This window comes from Pseudomonas sp. GD03903 (assembly GCF_029840045.1).
GTDB classification, from domain to species: domain Bacteria; phylum Pseudomonadota; class Gammaproteobacteria; order Pseudomonadales; family Pseudomonadaceae; genus Pseudomonas; species Pseudomonas pseudonitroreducens.
On the sequence record NZ_JAOCBT010000008.1, the window covers coordinates 144,953 to 162,782 of the forward strand.

Annotated in this window: 20 protein-coding genes; 10 read left to right on the forward strand and 10 right to left on the reverse strand. The window is 62.8% G+C overall.

What is annotated here, in order from left to right; translation table 11 throughout:
- A complete protein-coding gene (locus N5C91_RS14970) occupies positions 1 to 672 on the forward strand; it encodes a flavin reductase family protein (RefSeq protein ID WP_279830262.1) in 672 nt (223 codons plus the stop codon).
- A 137-nt stretch (positions 673 to 809) separates the two neighbouring features.
- Here N5C91_RS14970 and N5C91_RS14975 read toward each other — a convergent pair whose 3' ends face one another.
- On the reverse strand, positions 810 to 2,294 hold the full coding sequence (locus tag N5C91_RS14975) for an amino acid permease (RefSeq protein ID WP_279830263.1): 1,485 nt from the start codon (positions 2,292 to 2,294) through the stop codon (positions 810 to 812).
- A gap of 130 nt (positions 2,295 to 2,424) precedes the next feature.
- Positions 2,425 to 3,918 (reverse strand): aldehyde dehydrogenase, encoded by a 1,494-nt coding sequence (locus N5C91_RS14980; RefSeq protein WP_279830264.1) that lies wholly within the window; start codon positions 3,916 to 3,918, stop codon positions 2,425 to 2,427.
- A gap of 295 nt (positions 3,919 to 4,213) precedes the next feature.
- On the opposite strand from N5C91_RS14980, the gene N5C91_RS14985 reads away from it, so the two are divergent.
- The 4 genes from N5C91_RS14985 to N5C91_RS15000 all read left to right on the forward strand — a co-directional run bounded on the left by N5C91_RS14985 (position 4,214) and on the right by N5C91_RS15000 (position 6,983).
- Positions 4,214 to 4,960 (forward strand): FCD domain-containing protein, encoded by a 747-nt coding sequence (locus N5C91_RS14985; RefSeq protein WP_236175659.1) that lies wholly within the window; start codon positions 4,214 to 4,216, stop codon positions 4,958 to 4,960.
- 118 nt (positions 4,961 to 5,078) lie between these two features.
- Positions 5,079 to 5,834 carry a cache domain-containing protein gene (locus N5C91_RS14990; RefSeq protein ID WP_279830265.1) on the forward strand — a complete coding sequence of 252 codons (756 nt, stop codon included), beginning with the start codon at positions 5,079 to 5,081 and terminating at the stop codon, positions 5,832 to 5,834.
- Positions 5,835 to 5,895: 61 nt separating this feature from the next.
- Positions 5,896 to 6,567: a DUF480 domain-containing protein gene (locus N5C91_RS14995; protein ID WP_279830266.1), complete on the forward strand. Its 672-nt coding sequence runs from the start codon at positions 5,896 to 5,898 to the stop codon at positions 6,565 to 6,567.
- 113 nt (positions 6,568 to 6,680) lie between these two features.
- Positions 6,681 to 6,983 carry a hypothetical protein gene (locus N5C91_RS15000; RefSeq protein WP_236175662.1) on the forward strand — a complete coding sequence of 101 codons (303 nt, stop codon included), beginning with the start codon at positions 6,681 to 6,683 and terminating at the stop codon, positions 6,981 to 6,983.
- A 224-nt stretch (positions 6,984 to 7,207) separates the two neighbouring features.
- Here N5C91_RS15000 and N5C91_RS15005 read toward each other — a convergent pair whose 3' ends face one another.
- Positions 7,208 to 7,876 carry a hypothetical protein gene (locus tag N5C91_RS15005; protein WP_279830267.1) on the reverse strand — a complete coding sequence of 223 codons (669 nt, stop codon included), beginning with the start codon at positions 7,874 to 7,876 and terminating at the stop codon, positions 7,208 to 7,210.
- A 485-nt stretch (positions 7,877 to 8,361) separates the two neighbouring features.
- Here N5C91_RS15005 and N5C91_RS15010 point away from each other — a divergent pair, with 485 nt between their 5' ends.
- The 3 genes from N5C91_RS15010 to N5C91_RS15020 all read left to right on the forward strand — a co-directional run bounded on the left by N5C91_RS15010 (position 8,362) and on the right by N5C91_RS15020 (position 11,543).
- Positions 8,362 to 9,546, forward strand: a complete 1,185-nt coding sequence (locus tag N5C91_RS15010; protein WP_209416258.1) for a hypothetical protein — start codon at positions 8,362 to 8,364, stop codon at positions 9,544 to 9,546.
- 48 nt (positions 9,547 to 9,594) lie between these two features.
- Positions 9,595 to 9,822: an AlpA family transcriptional regulator gene (locus N5C91_RS15015; RefSeq protein WP_023082732.1), complete on the forward strand. Its 228-nt coding sequence runs from the start codon at positions 9,595 to 9,597 to the stop codon at positions 9,820 to 9,822.
- A 764-nt stretch (positions 9,823 to 10,586) separates the two neighbouring features.
- Complete coding sequence (locus N5C91_RS15020; RefSeq protein ID WP_279830268.1) at positions 10,587 to 11,543, forward strand: inovirus-type Gp2 protein; 957 nt, start codon at positions 10,587 to 10,589, stop codon at positions 11,541 to 11,543.
- Between the two features lie 218 nt (positions 11,544 to 11,761).
- Here the strand turns inward: N5C91_RS15020 and N5C91_RS15025 are convergent, their stop codons facing one another.
- From N5C91_RS15025 to N5C91_RS15035, 3 genes are all read right to left on the reverse strand, one after another.
- A complete protein-coding gene (locus N5C91_RS15025; protein ID WP_279830269.1) occupies positions 11,762 to 13,177 on the reverse strand; it encodes a hybrid sensor histidine kinase/response regulator in 1,416 nt (471 codons plus the stop codon).
- 162 nt (positions 13,178 to 13,339) lie between these two features.
- On the reverse strand, positions 13,340 to 13,681 hold the full coding sequence (locus N5C91_RS15030; RefSeq protein ID WP_279830270.1) for a 7TM-DISM domain-containing protein: 342 nt from the start codon (positions 13,679 to 13,681) through the stop codon (positions 13,340 to 13,342).
- 64 nt (positions 13,682 to 13,745) lie between these two features.
- On the reverse strand, positions 13,746 to 14,537 hold the full coding sequence (locus N5C91_RS15035) for a DNA-binding response regulator (protein ID WP_279830271.1): 792 nt from the start codon (positions 14,535 to 14,537) through the stop codon (positions 13,746 to 13,748).
- A 56-nt stretch (positions 14,538 to 14,593) separates the two neighbouring features.
- On the opposite strand from N5C91_RS15035, the gene N5C91_RS15040 reads away from it, so the two are divergent.
- Positions 14,594 to 15,301 carry an EAL domain-containing protein gene (locus tag N5C91_RS15040; RefSeq protein ID WP_279830272.1) on the forward strand — a complete coding sequence of 236 codons (708 nt, stop codon included), beginning with the start codon at positions 14,594 to 14,596 and terminating at the stop codon, positions 15,299 to 15,301.
- 35 nt (positions 15,302 to 15,336) lie between these two features.
- Positions 15,337 to 16,335 carry a methyl-accepting chemotaxis protein gene (locus N5C91_RS15045; protein ID WP_279830273.1) on the forward strand — a complete coding sequence of 333 codons (999 nt, stop codon included), beginning with the start codon at positions 15,337 to 15,339 and terminating at the stop codon, positions 16,333 to 16,335.
- Between the two features lie 438 nt (positions 16,336 to 16,773).
- On the opposite strand, the gene N5C91_RS15050 is transcribed toward N5C91_RS15045, so the two are convergent.
- From N5C91_RS15050 to cydX, 4 genes are all read right to left on the reverse strand, one after another.
- Positions 16,774 to 16,947, reverse strand: coding sequence for a hypothetical protein (locus N5C91_RS15050; protein ID WP_194489131.1), 174 nt, complete (start codon positions 16,945 to 16,947; stop codon positions 16,774 to 16,776).
- Between the two features lie 63 nt (positions 16,948 to 17,010).
- Positions 17,011 to 17,388 (reverse strand): hypothetical protein, encoded by a 378-nt coding sequence (locus N5C91_RS15055; protein WP_194489132.1) that lies wholly within the window; start codon positions 17,386 to 17,388, stop codon positions 17,011 to 17,013.
- A 36-nt stretch (positions 17,389 to 17,424) separates the two neighbouring features.
- Positions 17,425 to 17,724, reverse strand: a complete 300-nt coding sequence (locus N5C91_RS15060; RefSeq protein ID WP_279830274.1) for a cyd operon YbgE family protein — start codon at positions 17,722 to 17,724, stop codon at positions 17,425 to 17,427.
- Positions 17,705 to 17,821, reverse strand: a complete 117-nt coding sequence (gene cydX / locus N5C91_RS15065; protein ID WP_009623142.1) for a cytochrome bd-I oxidase subunit CydX — start codon at positions 17,819 to 17,821, stop codon at positions 17,705 to 17,707. The genes N5C91_RS15060 and cydX overlap by 20 nt, the downstream gene beginning before the upstream one ends.
- Between the last annotated feature and the right edge of the window lie 9 nt (positions 17,822 to 17,830).

The following is a 17,830-nucleotide window of genomic DNA, read 5'->3' on the forward strand; positions in this document are numbered from 1 at the left end:
ATGCTCAGCTTCAATTTCCAGCAGCTGTCTGCCCGCGAGAAATACAAGATCCTCATCGGCAGCGTGGTGCCTAGGCCGATCGCCCTGGTCACCACCATCGATGCCGAAGGCCGCGCCAACGCCGCGCCCTTCAGCTTCTTCAATGCACTCTCGGCCGACCCGCCGATCCTCGCCCTGGGCGTGGAGAACTACAGCGACCTGAGCCCCAAGGACACCACGCTGAACATCCGGCAGAACCAGGAGTTCACCGTGAATATCGTTTCCGACGCGCTGGTGGAGGCGATGAACGTTTGTGCCGTGCCCTTCGAGCCGGGCTTCGACGAACTGGTTGCCGCCGGCCTCACCGCCATCCCCGGTACCCGTGTGGGCTGCCCGCGCATCGGCGAGGCACCGGTAGCGCTGGAATGCCGACGGATGATGGCGCTGTCCATCGGCCAATCGCGGGAAATCATCCTCGGCGAAGTGCTGATGGCCCACGTGCGCGACGACCTGATCGACCCGGCCACGCTGTACATCGACCAACTCGGCCTCGACGCCATCGGCCGCATGGGTGGGCATGGCTACTCGCGCACCCGGGAGTACTTCGACCTGCCGACGCGTTCGCTGAAGCAGTGGATGGAAACACCCGGCGCAGGACAGCGCCTCTGGCCCGAAACCGAAGAGCTCGCCTGAACCCTTGCTCGCGAACCCGCTCAATGCCGAATTTCCCGGTGAACCCGTTCGCGAGCAAGCTCGCTCCTACACCAAAAATTCCGCAGAAACAAAAACGCCCGGCATCCTTGCCGGGCGTTTTCATTTCACTCCAACACTTACTGCTGATGCAGCTTCCACGCATCCCCGTGGGGCGCGGTGCCCTTGTCATACGGGCGGAACAGCGCCATGTAGGCCAGGCCCAGCAGGATCACGATGCCACCCACCAGGATGATCCCGTAGTTCAGGTACCAGGGCGCATCCGGGGTGCGCGGCCAGGACATGTTGATGATCGCCAGCACGCCGTAGGTCAGCGCCAGGATGTTCACGATCCAGCCCCAGTTGCCCAGGGTGAAGGCGCCGCTTGGCTTCCAGCCGCGCAGACGGGCGAACAGGGCGCCGCCGACGATCATCTGGAACGACAGGTAGATGCCGATGGCGGCGAAGCTCACCACCATGGCGATGGCGTTCTGCAGGTAGAAGCCGGCGCAGACGATCACGCTGGGGATCACGCCGCAGGCGATCAGCGCCGCAACGGGTACATGGGTATTGGGCGACAGGCGCTTGAGCAGACCGCTGCCCATCACCATCTCGTCGCGGGCGTAGGAGTACAGCAGGCGGCTGGCGGCGGCCTGCAGGCTGAGCACGCAGGAGACGAACGAGACGATGATCACCGCCATCACCAGGCGTGCGCCGGTCACGCCGAAGGCGTTGTCGAGGATGGTGGTCATCGGGTCTTTATCGGCGCCGGAGATCACCGCCTGCATGTCCGGTACCGCGAGGATCAGCGCCAGGGCGGCGAAGATCGCCGCGCCGCCGCCGATCCAGATGGTCATGCGCATGGCCTTGGGAATCCGCCGGCTGGGGTTCGGGGTTTCTTCGGCGACGTCACCGCAGGCCTCGAAGCCGTAGTAGAGGAACATCCCTGCCAGCGAGGCGGTGAGGAAGGCCGGCCAGTAGCTGCCGTCGATGCGGATATCGAAGGTGTTGAACAGCACCGAGAAGGGCTGGTGACGCTCGAAGATCAGCAGGTAGGTGCCGATCACCAGGGCGCCGAGCAGCTCGCAAATGAAGCCGAACATGGCCACGCGGGCCAGCAGCTTGGTGCCGGAGAGGTTGAGCAGGGTGGCGATCACTGTCAGCGCCAGGGCGACGAAGGTGTTGGTAACCGGTGTGGACTCGAAGCCGAGCAGGGTAGCGATGTACGGGCCGGCGCCGAGGGCCACGGCGGCGATGGTCACGCACAGCGACACCGAGTAGATCCAGCCGACCATCCACGCCCAGCGCTTGCCCACCAGGCGTCGCGCCCAGGGGTAGACGCCGCCGGAGATGGGGAATTGCGAGACGACTTCGCAGAAGATCAGGCACACCAGCATCTGCCCGATGCCCACCAGCAGGTAGGACCAGAACATCGGCGGCCCGCCCGCGGCCAGGCACAGGCCGAACAGGGTGTACACGCCGACCACCGGCGAGAGGTAGGTGAAACCCAGGGCGAAGTTCTGCCAGAGGGTCATGCTGCGTTCGAAATTGGAGGTGTAGCCCAGCGCGCGGAGTTGCTCCGCGTCGCGGTCCAGGGCGGCGCCTGGCTGGATCGAGCTGTTCATCGTGGGGTTCCTGTCTGAGGTTTTCGCGTCGGCAGCCAATCGGGTGCAACGGAAAGCGTTGTTGTTATTGTTCGGCGCGCGATTTACCCGCGCGCCGTCTTGCTCCAAACCTCTCGTCTTCTGGATCGCGTTACAGCTTGATCCAGGTCGCCTTCAGCTCGGTGTACTTGTCGAAGGCGTGCAGCGACTTGTCACGGCCATTGCCCGACTGCTTGAAGCCGCCGAAGGGCGCGGTCATGTCGCCGCCGTCGTACATGTTCACCCACACGCTGCCGGCGCGCAGGGCACGGGCGGTTAGGTGGGCCTTGGATATGTCGCGGGTCCACACCGCCGCCGCCAGCCCGTACTGGGTGTCGTTGGCGATGCGGATAGCTTCCTCGGCATCCTCGAACTCGATGACCGAGAGCACCGGGCCGAAGATTTCCTCGCGGGCGATCTTCATCGCGTTGCTCACGCCATCGAACAGCGTCGGCTCGACGTAGGTGCCACCGGTTTCCTCCAGCACGCGCTTGCCGCCGGTGAGAATCTTCGCGCCTTCGTCCTGGCCGGCCTGGATGTAGCCCAGCACCTGTTCCAACTGGCGGCCGTCGACCAGCGCGCCGACGTTGGTTTCCGGGTCCAGCGGGTGGCCGGCCTTCCAGCCCTTGAGGGCCTCGACCACCAGCGGCAGGAACTTCGCCTTGATCGACTTCTGCACCAGCAGGCGTGAGCCGGCGGTGCACACTTCGCCCTGGTTGAAGGCAATGGCGGCGGCAGCGGCTTCGGCGGCAGCCTGCAGATCCGGGGCATCTTCGAAGACGATGTTCGGGCTCTTGCCGCCGGCTTCCAGCCAGACGCGCTTCATGTTCGACTCGCCGGCGTAGACCATCAGTTGCTTGGCGATCCTGGTGGAGCCGGTGAACACCGCGGTGTCTACGTCCATGTGCAGCGCCAGGGCCTTGCCGACGGTGTGACCATAGCCCGGCAGCACGTTCAGCACGCCGGCGGGAATGCCCGCTTCGATGGCCAGCTGGGCGATGCGGATGGCGGTCAGCGGCGAGCGCTCGGACGGCTTGAGGATCACCGAGTTACCGGTGGCCAGCGCCGGGCCGAGTTTCCACGCGGCCATCATCAGCGGGAAGTTCCACGGCACGATGGCGGCGACCACGCCTACCGGCTCGCGGGTGACCAGGCCGAGCTGGTCATGGGAGGTGGCGGCCACTTCGTCGTAGACCTTGTCGATGGCCTCGCCACTCCAGCGCAACGAGTCGGCGGCGCCCGGCAGGTCGACGTTCAGCGAGTCGCCGATGGGCTTGCCCATGTCCAGGGTTTCCAGCAGCGCCAACTCCTCGGCGTGCTCTTCCAGCAGCGCGGCGAAGCGGATCATCACTGCCTTGCGGGTCGCCGGCGCCTCACGCGACCAGACGCCGGAGTCGAAGGTGGCGCGGGCGCTCCGCACAGCGCGCTCGGCGTCGGCGGCGTCGCAGCTGGCGACCTTGGCCAGCAGGCGGCCGTCCACCGGGCTGATGCAATCGAAGGTGTCGCCGGAGGCGGCGGCGAGGTACTCGCCCTGGATGAAGGCGCGGCCCTCGATCTTCAGGGACTTGGCGCGGGCTTCCCATTCGGCGCGGGTTGGCTGGCTCATGCGTATCGCTCCTCGTTCTTGCTGTTGTGGGCGGGGACAGCTGGTTGGCCGTCTCTGGCAAATACATTTGAAACCATATCTTAAGATTTTCCGGTTGCCAATACGGGGCGAAAAATGAGCACTTCAATGGGCATTTCATGGCAAAAGACCTTGCTGAAAGTCCGGAAAGCGATTTAAAAATATGGAGACATAGTTTTGAGCGAAGCCGCTGCCAGCCTGCAGATAGACTTCGTCGTCACCGCCAGAACAGGAAGATTCCGCGCAGGAAGCGTCCGCGCCCCTCGCACTGCCGCCTATGAACGAATTCAGGAAAGTCCGTCCCGCCAGCTTCATGCGCCTGCGCCAGGAAGGGCGCACCGAGGAAGTTGCACGCCGGCTGGTGGAAATGGTCGACCTCGGTCTGTATGCCGAAGGCGAGCAACTGCCCAGCGAAAGTGAACTGGCGATGCAGTTCGGCGTCGCCACCGTGACCCTGCGCGATGCGTTGGCGGAATTGCGCGAGCGCGGCGTGATCGAGACGCGCCGCGGGCGCAACGGCGGCAGCTTCGTCTGCTCGCCGCAGCACACTTCGGAAGAGGCTCTGCTCGGTCAGCTGCGCCAGATGAGTGCGCTGGAGCTGCGTGACCTGGGTGACGAGCACGTCGCCATTGCCGGTGCCGCTGCACGCTTGGCCGCCCAGCGCTCCACATCCGACGAGCAGGCGCGCATCGCCCAGTACCTTGATGCCCTGGCCTGCGCCTCCACGCGCCAGGAGCAGCGCCGCGCCGATGCACGTTTCCATATCGAGATTGCTGTCGCTGCCCAGTCCGTGCGCCTGACCCACGCGGAGACGCGCCTGCAGGCGGAAATCGGCGAATGGCTGTGGCTGGCGGTGGATGGATTTCCTGGTCCGGCAGCCATCGAGCAGGAGCACAGCGCCATCCTCGAAGCGATCAGCGCCGGCGACTCGAACCTGGCCGGCGCACTGGCCGAAGCCCATGTCACCCGCGGCATCAAGCGCCTGATCAACCTGCGCCTGAGCCTGCTGGCCGACGACGGCTGACTGGCACAGCGCTTGCTGCTTTCACGGCGCGCCCGCTTGGGCGTGCGCAATGGCACACCGAACCGATTCAGCGAACCTCTCTGGTTCGCGCAAAAACAAGAAGAGCGAGGCCCCGGTCATGTCCAGCGAACAATCCACGGACGAACTGCAGCGCTGCGCCCAGCGCATCGACGCTTCCATCCGTAACGTTTTCCAGCGCCTCGACGAGCTGGCCGGCGAGGTCGTGGCGATCTGGTGCGAACTGGCGCAGGAGGGCAAGCGCCCTTCCTCGAAGGACCTCGGCGCGCTGCGTCCGCGGATCCAGCATGACCTCACCCATGATGGCACGCGGCTGCACGGCACCGGCGTAGTGATCGAACCGGGCGAACTGGCCGACCAGGAGATGTACCTGGAGTGGTGGTACCACGGGCGTGGCGACAAGGTCGTGCCCATGAGCCTGAACTTCAACCGGCGCAGCGAGAGCTTCTACAACTACCTCAACATGCCCTGGTTCTCGCGTCCGCGTACCAGTGGACAACCCTCGGTGGTCGGGCCCTTCGTCGACCTCTACGGCACCGATCTGTATATCCTCGCCTTCTCCGTGCCCATCCAGGTGGATGGACGCTTCATCGGCGTTGCCGCCGCCGATATCGCCCTCCACGAGTTCGAGGGCGTACTGCTGAACAGCCTGATGCAGATGGGAAACGAGGCACTGGTGGTCAATGGCGAAGGCCGAGTGGTCGCCGCCAATACGGCCAACTGGTTCGCTGGCGACCTTGCACGGCGCACCCTCGGACGTGATGCCCAGGGGCGCGAGGAGGAGCTGGCGGCGTCCTTTTCCCACTGGGCGGTCATTGAACGACCGCTGAACCGCCGTCTGGCTGGTGCAGCCTGAGGCTGCCAAACGCCGCGCAATTGGCTAGGCTAGGGCGGTTGCCAATCTGACGGAAGACGCCATGAGCCAGTCGCTCGACACCCTGCCCGACTTCGAACCGCTCAGCGCCGTGGATGCTCGCGTGCTCGGATGCCTGATCGAAAAGCAGCTCACTACGCCTGAAGCCTACCCGCTGACCCTGAATGCCCTGGTCACCGCCTGCAATCAGAAGACCAGCCGCGACCCGGTGATGAATGTCACCCCCGGCCAGGTCGGCCAATCCCTGCGTCATCTGGAAGGGCGCGAGATGACCCGGCTGGTCATGGGCAGCCGTGCCGACCGCTGGGAACAGCGGCTGGACAAGGCGCTGGAGCTGGTCAAACCACAGGTCATCCTGCTCGGCCTGCTGTTCCTGCGCGGCCCGCAGACCCTCAACGAACTGCTCACCCGCAGCCAGCGCATGCACGACTTCGACGACACCGAGGAAGTCCGCCACCAGCTCGAACGCCTCGCCGGCCGCGGCATGGCCGCGCAACTGGAGCGCCAGAGCGGCCAGCGTGAAGACCGCTACATGCATCTGCTGGGCACCGAGGAAGACCGTGAAGCGGCCATCGCTGCCAGCGGCAGCCGCGCCTCCAGCGAACGCAGCGACGGTGGCGGCCACGACGAAGGCCGCCTGGTTGAACTGGAAGCGCGCATCGCCGCCCTGGAAGAGCGCCTTGCCCTGCTGGAGCTCGGTGTTTCGCGGGACTGAAACTGAAGAAATCGGCGGCAGGCTTGATCGAGGTCAGCCTGTCAGAGCGCTAATCCAGCGTTAACATTTGCCCCCGATAGTCATGCTGATCGCGCTTCGCCCTGGAGTACCCCATGAGCCGCAAACCCTCCCAGGCCCAGCTGACCGCGGTGCTCAGCCAGCTCACGGAAACCGACGTCAAATCCATCGGTGAGCTTGCCGGCCCGCGCGAGGCCAACCTTTTCGCCATCCGTGAACTGTTCCGCCAGGGCCTGATCAAGGGCGTTTTGATCGACGATCCCTTCGGCGCCGAAGACGAAGACGGTCCGTTGCTGTGCAACGCCGAACGCCTGCGCTTGCGCAAACCCTGCGTTGAAGTGGTGCCGGAAGAACAGGCCGAACCGCTGATGCCACGCCTGGGGTTCCTGACGCTCTAGGCAAATCGCGGGCAAGAAAAAAGGCGCTGGGCTTGAGGCTCAGCGCCTTTTTCTTTGGATTTGGTGGGCCGGGGTAATCTGAAATGATTTTCTATCTAGCTGAAATGTAAATAAAAAATCCGGTTAAGAAATTCTGTGGAATACCATTTGGAATACCGCATGGCTGGATTTGAACTGGAGGCATCTAGCGCGGCTTGGTGCGGGTCTCTAGCTTTCATGGCTCGTCAGGTGAGGCGTTCGGTGGTCAGGTCGTCTCTGAGGGCTATGTAGGCCAGCGAGCCTTTAAGGTCTTTCATCCTGGCCTCAATGAGTTTGTTGATGTCTTCATCGCTGGCTGCTGGGGGCTTTTCGTCTGGCCACATCAGTTCCCACTGGGCGAGCAGCTTCAGGTATCGCTCTACGTGTTTCAGTGCTTCGTCCCGTTGAGCCCTCATGGACGCCGTTATCTGGCCGGCAATTTTGCGCTCCCTTGAAATTGATTCCTTAAGCTGTTTTTCGTAGTTCTTCTCGGCTTCGGCCGCTTGCCCTGCCTTATCTATAAGTGCGGTGATTACGGCCGTTTCGCTTGTCTCTTGCCGCTTGGCAAGATGCTTCAACCTAGAGATGGTTTCTTTGCTAAGGGTGAACGTCAGCGGCTTCCTGCCGTTGCTATCGGACCGGTACCGACGTTGCCGTACAGCGCCCTGCAGTCTGATGACAAGCTCAGGGTCATCTTTCCGGATTTTTCTGATGGCAGAAACTACGTTTTCGTAGGTTCCCAGTCGATTGGTCGGATTGGGCGCTATCGACTTTAGGTGCTCGGAATCGAGCCGTTGCACCAAGTAATCGGCTGCCCATTCCCACTCACCATCCTGCCGGCGCAGCCACCTCAGCGGTTTCTCATTCTCTGACATTACATCCTCCAAAGAGGGCGACTCACGCCTAGCTAGAATTTTCGAAAATAACCGTTACGGTTGCGATATGCAAGATGGTACAAAACCGTTATTAGTAACGTTTTGATGTTTGGTCAGTTGTGTTGTGATGTGTTATATGAGTTGTTATTGTTCGTATGTATGAATAATACAGGGTGTAAAAACCGTGCATTGGAGAGAAATTTGAAATGGCTCTTCTCTTCGAAAGCTTATTGGATACAGACTTTTCATGCTCACCTGATGCTCGTTTCATATTGGAGGTCATTGCCAGGGATCCAGGGTGCTGGCTAGGTCCAGCGAGCGAGCTGAGAGTGAAGCCGTTTGCGAAGAGGCTCCATGTGGCGGAGAGAGTCGTCTCTGCCGCATTGAGTGAGCTAGTCGACGCTGGTGCCATGGAGCGTGATGCTCCAGCCCGAGCAGGAAGCGGAGGAAGGGCAACGGTTACCTACACGCTAGGTTCGTGTCATGTGGACGCATTGGTAGGGGATGGTTCCTACCCTCAACATGCTGAGCTGTTGCAGATGCTGTTCTCGGGCGCGGACATGGTTTTTCCTGTACTCGGACGTGAACCTGGCGAGGGCGACGAGGGCGGCAAACAGGACGAACCAGGTGAAGAGGAGGTGGCTGCGGCGGAGCCTAAAAAGGGGAGGCGCCCGCCGCCAGGTAGCCGTGGGCGGCTGAGCATTCGTAATCGACTGCTTTTTGCGGTTTTGCTGTCTCGCGCTGATCAGTTTGGTGAGGTGCAGATTGGATTCCCCGAACTGGCTCAGCTCACGGGCATGCGACCTACGCAAATCAAAAATCGCCTCTTCCGCCTGATGCATCTTGGGTTGATTCGTCGTTATGTGGCTGGTCTTTCGAGCAAGGTTTTCGCCTTACGCAAGGTCAACAGCACCTACTTCTTGAATATCGATGCTCTCAGGCCGCAGGGAGCTATTGCCGTACACATCACTCGTGACCTGGAGGGTAAGAGGTACAGCCATGCTGACCTTCTTCAAGGTGATTGTGCGAATGCCATGAAGGGAGAGCTCGACGGGGTAGAGACACCCAGCAGCCTTCTCCAGCTCTTGGCTGGGCAGGAGTGGGGAGTCTTCTCCCTGTTCCAGCTTCTGCTCTATAGGTACGCCTCTTACCTGCTATCTCGCCACTGGCGAGGCTTGGGTTCTGGGGCGCAAATTGAGGATGCTGAGCTGATGGCGTTGATTAAGAAGGACTTCATCAGGGAGCTACCGTCTGCGACGATAAGTGAAACCGACACTGAGTCGAAGGAGGGCGCCAGCAGCGAAGCTCCGAGTAAGCTGAAAGATGGATCAGGTGGTGATGCCGAGCAAACCTGCGAGAGCATCTACTCGCTGGCGATGGATATCGCACGTGAGTACCGGGCGCGATTTGGCCAGGCTAACTGGGTGGACTTCGAGTCGGCGGATGTTCGGATTCTTCCGGCGAAGCGGCGGACCGGATACAGAGCCATTACGCTCATGCTCCAGCCGGCGCTTGTGGATCTCGGCCGCTTCACGGTGTTTTTCGAGGGCCCTCGGGGAAGTTTGAAAGTAGGGCTGGCGAATGATGAGACTGAAATAACCCTGAAGAGTCGATTGAGGTTCGGGTTGGCCACCTTGCCGCCCAAGGCGAGAAAGATTCGGGCGCAGTAAAAAAATCCTCGGTGTGCAGATCTTCTGAGCTAACAGAGGAGCCTGCTCATGAGGATCATCCGCCTGAAAGAGGTCATCGATTCGACCGGCCTGGCACGGTCGACCATCTACAAGTACATCGGGGAGGGTACCTTCCCAAAGCCCGTCTCGCTGGGTGACCGTTGTGTCGGTTGGGTCGATAGCGAAGTGTACGACTGGATCTTGGCCAGGATCGAGGAGCGCGACTCGGTCAGTGACTCTCCCGTCCGATTTGGCCGCTTGGGTGTGGCCGGCTAATCATTAAGCATCGGCACCATGACCGGCTGCGGCTGGTCATGGTGTTTATGCCGAATGGGCGGCAGTGCGCCTTAACCCTCCTGGTGGACCGTCAATGCTGCTCCTCATTGCCGGGACCATCGGGAGGGTACGCAGTTTGATTGCCGGCTGTGCCAGGATGGATGATCGATGGTTTATTTCCGGAGTAGGTGCGGAGAAGAATTTCCCAGTGTACTCGGTGAAAAACACCCTTCGATCACGGCGTATCCGAGAGGATCCTGTGCGGTGTGGGTAATATGCTTTTACTAGCTATTCACTACCCTTGGATTTGAGCCACTCCTGATCTTTCTGTCTCTAGATTCCTACCCCATAGGCTCGGATGCTCACTACACCATAGAGCAATAGCATCTCCTGCCTGTAGGGGCTCTGGACGGCATCGAGGGGAGCAGCAAGCACCTGTTGGACTGGTGCTATTTCTCAGATAACTCTCAGTGCTCTGTTCTAGGATTTCTCCCGACTACGCTTGATATTCTTCGTCTGAATGCTCGATGGCGCTTGGTGTTTTGCAAACAGGATAGTGGGGTTTATTGATATAGCTACTAACTATCTCTAGCAATCTATCCAATCCATTCATCTACTCCATCGCTAACCATCTCTATCAACCTATCCAATCCATTCACCTCTCTCCCACTCCACCTAGATACCAGACACCTAGCTACCCACCTCACCAGTTTAAAAATACCCACTCCGTACTTGGTATGTCTTCCAACAACCAGGTACACACCATGACCAATCAAGCAGCCAAACACCTCTCCCAATCCGACATCGCTATCCAGATCGAACGACTCGTGAATGCAGTGATCCGTCACGATGGCCCTGCATTCAGGATCAGCTACGACGCACAGGGGGATGAAGTCATCAAGAGGACTAGGCTCTCTCGGTATTTCGATCACATTCGGCAGATGTATCACCTGGTGCATGACGAGACGTATGCCCTGAGTGAACACCTGATCGCGTTCAAGGAAGCGTGCTACGACATCGGCATCGAGTTAGGGATGTTCGGGATGACGTGCATGGACGAGAGCGAGGGAGGACTCCTGTCAGAGGCCCAGACCTACAACTGGCTCGTGGAGAGGATCCAGGTGCACGTACAGACCAAGTGGTTCAAGCGTGGGAAGAGTGATCGTGCTTACCGGGAAAAGGGGAATCGGCAGACGGTGACTGAATACGTGGAGCGGGTGATGGATAGCCGCTCTCGTACCGTGGTGGTGAGGGTGGACCTGTACTACCGGGAGGCAGCACGTGCTCGCTTGAAGGTAGAGGACGTCTTTGAGGATCTGGATAGGCTGATCCGGGCTAGGGAATACGATCCGGTCTTCCAGCACGAGACAGGCTACATCTGTGCTGTGGAGCAAGGGGAGGACATGGGCTATCACATCCATGCAGCCTTTTTCTTCGATGGCCGGAGGGTGCTCATGGACATCGTCAAGGCTAAAGCTATCGGCAAACTGTGGGAGAGGATCACGGATGGCTGGGGGTACTTCCACAGCTGCAACCATGACAAGGCACAGTATGAGGAGCGGTGCGGGGTAGGGATGTTCAAGCATCGCGACGGTACAGGTAAGCAGAACGTCGTCGACGCCTGCCACTACCTGATCGAGGATGGTCAGTCGTTGCGAGTGAAGCCTGTGGGGGCCAGGGCGCTTCGTATTGGTCGGACTTCTCGCAGGCGATTGGTTTAGAAGCCCGTCTTTCACGCGCGGAAGTCATCTCGGAAGTTGCCCCCGAGGTGGTTATGGGGAAGCTCGGGTGTAACTTTTGGGTGAGTTATCGATCCGTTTCATGCGAACTACCTTGATACTAGAACGATGCTATCAGCCACCTTCGGTTCCGTGTAACCGAGGTGACGCAAGCGAAGAGTGAATCGTGGTGATGTTCATGGTTTGCAGTAAAGGCAGCCTCAGTTGGCACTTCCAAGTGGTTCTATCAGGTTCTGTATGGCGTCGAGATCGCCCGTTTCGGCCAGCTCCCGCAAATGGACCGCCAGGCCGTGGAAGCCGGCGGCAAGTGTCTGGGTCCACTCCATAAGGTCGGTGACGGCTCCCGCTTCCACCAGGGCCCACAGGCATTGCTGCTGCTCAGGAGTCAAGGATTCCAACTGTCCGGCCAGGTCGTGCTGACGGCGATCATGTTTTCTCTCCGCCACGGCCGGCCCGCAGCGCAGGCGCAGCAGCTGGGCCAGGGTGGCGCCCAGGTCGGCCAGGCTGATCGGCTTCACCAGGCTGGCGTCGAACTGCAGGCCGGCGGCCTGGCCGAGGGGCTGCATGGTCTGCTGGGTCGCCGGCAGCACCACCACCGGCAGCTCCGGCCAGCGCTCGCGCAACGCCAGGAGCAGCTCGCCGCCGTTGCAGCGGGGCATCAGGTAGTCCGTCAGCACCAGGTCCGGACGGCGGCCGCCGGCGGCCATCAGGCGCGTCCGGCAATCCTCGCCGTCGACCGCCGCCTCGACCTCGAAGTGGCTGGCCTCCAACTGGTCCACCAGCATCTCGCGGATGTCGGCGTTGTCCTCGACGACCCACAGCAGGCGCCCCTCGCCCTGAACCGGCAGGGCCTTCATCGACAGGTCGAACAGCTGCGGCCGGCTCATGTCCTGCTCGGTGCCGAGCGGCAGGGTCAACTCGAAGGAGACTCGGGTGCCCTCGCCGGGAGTGCTGTCCACCGTGACCCGGCCGCCCATCAGCTGCACCCAGTGCTCGACTATGGCCAGGCCCAGCCCGGCGCCCTCGACGTCGGAGGCGTCGCTGCGGAAGAACGGCCGGAACAGCTTCGGCAGGTCCTCGGCGGGAATACCGCAGCCGGTGTCGCTCACGCAGAAGTGCAGCTGCACCAGGCTGGCCTGTGGAGAATGTTCGGCGATGCGCACTTGCAGAGTTATCCGTCCCTGGTGGGTGAACTTGGCCGCGTTGTCCAGCAGGTTGATCAGCACCTGGCGCAGCCGTTTGGCATCCAGTCGCAACACCGTGGGGAAATCGCCGGACAGGACCAGGCGGAACGCATTGTCGTTGCGCTGCGCCAGGACCCGCGCGTCCAGCGCCACCGCGTCGAGCAGACCGTGGACGTAGACGGGCGCGACGTCCAGTTGGTCACTGGAAACGCCGCGGGCGTGGTCGATCAGGTCGTTGACCAGGGTCAGCATGTGCCCGGCGCTGCGCAGGATCACCCCGGCCTTGCGCGTGCTGCGCCCGCCCTCGCCCTGCAGCAGCTGGGCGTAGCCGATGATCGAGGTCAGCGGCGAGCGCAGGTCGTGGCTGACCCGGGCGAGGAAGTCGGTCTTCGCCAGCGTGGCGTCCTTGGCCTTGAGCAGCGCCGCCTGCAACTCCGCGGTGCGCCGCGAGACCGCCTCTTCCAGGCGGGCGTTCTGGCGCCGCTCGGTGTCGAGGATTTCAGAGCCAGGGTCGGGCGGCTTTCGCTGCGCACCCGCAGCAGCAACTGGCGTTCTTCGCCGGGCGCCAGTTTCACCGGCAGCAGGTTGCGCCGGCTATGCACCGAGCGCTCGCCCAGGGGCACCGACATGCCGATGTGCCAATGCCCGAGCACCTGCTCGCCGGAACTGGTACAGGTCGACCTCGCCGACGCGCCACGGCGTCACCTCCAGCCAGCGCTCCCAGGTCGTCGCCCCCAGGTTGCTCAGAGGCAGGCGCAGCCACAGGGTCGACAGGCTCCGGGGAGCCGCCAGGTTGTCCGCGGTCGCCGGCTGCCAGCCCGCCTGGTGCCAGGCCTGCACGGTGGTCAGCGCCTGGCCGCGGGCTTCCTCCAGGACTTGGGCGCGCGCGGTCAGCTTGAGGTAGGGCTCCTGCTGGTGGTCTCGATTGGCGAACATCGTCCCGCCCAGCACCAGCAGCACTGAGAGGGCCCCGATGAAGGCCGCGCAGGCACGCCGCGGATTAGGGCGCATCACCGGTCTCCAGGTCCAGGCGCGCCTGCCGGAACTGACTGGGGGAGAGGCTGTAGCGGTCGCGGAAGGCGGTGGGGAAATTCGCCCCGCTGGTGAAGCCCACCTCCAACGCGATGGCCTGGATTGACAGGCCGGTATTGCTAAGCAGCAGGCAGGCTTCCTTCATGCGCTCTTCGCGCAGGTATTCGAAGACGGTCACTCCGACGCATTGGCGGAAGGCCTCGTTCAGGCGCTTGCTGTTGGTCCCCACCGCCTCCGCCAGTTCCTGCAGCTCCGGGGTGTGCGACAGCGAGCGCACCAGCAACTGGCGGGCCGACTGGAACAGGATGCGGTCGAGGTTGCCGGCCTGGCTGGGCAATGCGGGCGCGGCCTGGCGCGCCGGACCGCCGCCGCGCAGGTGGATGGTCAGGCGCAGGCGCACTTCTTCCAGGCTGAAAGGCTTGCTGATGTAGTCCACCGCGCCGGAGAGTAGGCCCTGGACGCGCTGCTCGGGCATGCTCGCGCCGGTCAGGAACACCACCGGGATGTGCCGGGTCTGCGGGTTCGCCTGGAGCATCCGGCAGCAGGTCAGGCCGTCCCAGACGGGCATCAGCACGTCCATCAGCACCAGGCTCGGGTTGACCAGTTGGATCTTCTTGAAGGCGTCCTGGCCGTTCACCGCCAGATACACGCGACATCCCCGCTGCTGCAGGTACTCGGCAAGCAGCCGGCGCTCACTCTCGACGTCATCGACGACAAGGATGCGCTGCCCCTCCAGCACGTCGGGAATAATGCTCAGCATTCCAACAGACCGCTCCCGGGACCCCGCCCCAAATCTTCTTTCTGTTTTTTCCTACTTTGCCATTAAGGCGGGGCCTTGCCGTACTCGACAAAATATTTTTCCCGCCGGCAAAGCTGACCCTGCCGGACCAGTTCATCCCGGTGGCGCAGCGCTACGGCCTGATGCCGGAGCTGACCCGCTGGGTGGTCGCCCAGGCCTGCGCTGACAACGCCCGCCTGATCGCCCGCGGCCTGCTGGACGTCCCGGTGGCGGTGAACGTCGGCGCCGACGCCTTCTACGACGACGGCTTCCTGGCCATGCTCGAACGCAGCTTCCAGGCCAGCGGCCTGCCCCGGCAGCGCCTGGAAATCGAAATCACCGAGGACGTGGCGATGAGCGACCTGGAGCGGGCGACGCAGCGCTCGCGGGAACTGCACGCCGCCGGCATCCACCTGGCGATGGACGACTTCGGCACCGGCTATTCCTCGCTGGGGCGCCTGAAGAGCCTGCGCTTCCACAAGCTGAAGATCGACCGCTCGTTCGTCCTCGAACTGCCCGGCGCCGCCGCCGACCACGAGATCATCCGGGCCATCGTCAGCCTGGCCCGGGCCCTGGGCATGCGGGTGGTCGCCGAGGGCATCGAAACCCATGAACAACTGGCCATCCTCCGCGAGGAAGGCTGCGACGACGGCCAGGGCCAGTGGCTGGCCGCGCCGCTGCCCATCGCGCAGTTGCTGGAGCTGGCTGCCTACCCCGACTACGTCAGCCTGCCGAGCCCGGCCTGACCCCCAACCGAATTGCATAGCTGGAGACTTACCAGATGTTCGACCGCAAGTGGCGCATCCGTTGTGAACAACTCGAATCGGAAGTCAGCCAGTTGGCCAGCGCCAACCAGCAGCTGCGGCGCGAGCTCGACACGCTCAAGGCGCAGCTGCCGCAGGAGCAGGAGGCCGCCCGCGGCGAGAACGGCATCCAGCAGTTCCGCAAGCAGCTGTTCGAGAAGATGGACGGCTTCGCCGACTCGCTGACCCAGACCCGCGACGGCGTGGTGCAGAAGGCGCAGATGCTCGGCGAGGAAGTGCAGAAGCTGCACCGGCACACCAACGTCTTCAACGACACCAGCGCCCTGCTCGGGACCATCGGCCATTCCCTGCAGGACATGTCGGCGCAGGGGCTGGTCAGCGTCGAGATCGTCGACAAGCTGCAGTGCCAGGTCGGCAACATCGGCGCCATCGTCGACCTGATCAAGGCCATCTCCGACCAGACCAACCTGCTGGCGCTCAACGCCGCCATCGAGGCCGCGCGCGCCGGCGACCAGGGCCGCGACTTCGCGGTGGTCGCCGACGAGGTGCGGGCCCTGGCCAAGCGCACCCACGAGGCGACCCAGGAAATCGGCGCGCTGGTCGGCAACATCGGCCAGGAAACCCAGAACGCCAGCCAGGCCATCGGCCGCCTGTCGCGGGAGGCTTCGCACCTGTCCTCGGAACTGTCGCGCTCGGCGCAGACCATCGACGAGACCGTGGTGCTGAGCGAGCACATGAAGGCGCTGATCAACTCGGTGGCGCTGAGTTCGTTCTGCGAGGCGGTCAAGCTGGACCACACGCTGTTCAAGTTCGCCGTCTACCGCGCGCTGTTCCTGCAGCGCACCGACGTGCACCTGAGCAGCCACAAGGACTGCCGCCTCGGCCGCTGGAGCCAGGACGCCGAAACCCTGCGACACTTCGCCCAGCAGCGCAGCTTCCAGCAACTGGAGACGCCGCACCGCCTGGTCCACGAAAGCGCGCACCAAGCCTTGCAGGCGATGCAGGAAGGCGACTGAGGCGCGGCGCTGAACGACACTGTGGAGATGGAATACAACAGCACCATCGTCAACCGGCTGCTCAGCGAACTTGCCGGGCTCGACGACTGACGGGGCCGCCGCCATGTGCCTCAGACCCCGGCACCCAAGCCCTGAGTACAGGCTCGGTGCAAGGAGTGTTATGGCATATGCGGTTCAAGGGGGGGGGCGGCGCAGACAGGCGCAATGAATTCAAGGTCTGCGACTATTATCTGATTGAGGAGGGCTAGTTGCATAGGGGCTAGGAGCCCGTCCTTGCCGACTCGCCTGGCGGTCGCGCGTGCCCTCGAATTGAGACCATGGCGCACCGACCCAGAGTTACCATGCGGCAATCCCCGCTGCCACCTGGCATGAACGCATTGCCGGATGATCGGATAACCGAGTCCGGTGGTGACGATTCCTGCTGGACCCTGGCAAGGATCAGCTTCCTTGCACCCAGTCGCGGTGATCCTGAGAGAAGTAGTGCCTGTTCAGGTCCAGGGCGTCGTAGGCGGCGGGATCGGCGTCGCGCTTCTCCCGGGCCTTCTCCAGCTGGGCGCAGCCCGTGGAGAAGAGAATGGCGAGCAACGGAATGACGATGGAAAGGCTTTTCATGTGCGAACCTGCCAGGTCGAGTTGAACCGGAATATGGGGTTTGTGGTGCCGTCGGATGGCCCGCTAGCGTTGAGGGCCTTCCGTTGTGCAGATGCCGCTGCCCGCTGCCGGGGCGGTATGGAACCTCAGCCAGAAGGCCTCGCGGCACGTGGAGTCGAACGTCATGCGCCTGGGCTGCACCACGGCGGCCGCAGGGCCGTCGCGAACGACCTCGTAGGTGATCCAGCACTCGGCGCACAGCAGGGTTTCATCCGGCGGGTAGTCGTCCCGTTCCAGCATGCGGCGGATGATCACGCCATCGCTGAACTCGTAGGTGGAGATCGACTGCCGGACTTCAAAGCCATTCTCATGCCAGTGGGTGCTGGTGGTGCTTTCGCGGACGATCCGGGGCTGCGTCGAGGTAGCCAGGATCGCCGCTGCGTAGTGGGCCAGGTGGTGCATGGGCGTGGTTCTTTCGATGTGAAGGAGAGGGCGGCCTCAGCTCGTCCGCACGTAGAGCAGCAGGCCATAGCCCAGCAGCATCAGCGGCCAGGCCACGGCCGGCCCGAACAGCAGGGCCCACAGCCGGCCACGGGGGTCGAAGCCCACGCCGTGGACGAAGCCGCCGCTCACGCCGAGCATCACCAGCATCAGCAGGCCGTGGCTGTAGCCGCCGTTGGCGTCGAGCATCAGCGCCGGGTGGATCAGCAGCACCAGCGCCAGCGGCGCCGCCAGCAGCAGCGACAGCGCGCGGCTCCAGCGGCGGCGCAGGGCGCGTTCAGGACTGGCGGCGGTCATCGCTGTCCAGGTCCTGGGTGGTTTCCAGCCAGAGGGCGTTGATGATGCCGAAGCTGCAGGCCAGCAGCACACCGAGAATCCAGGTGAAGTACCACATGCTTGTCGC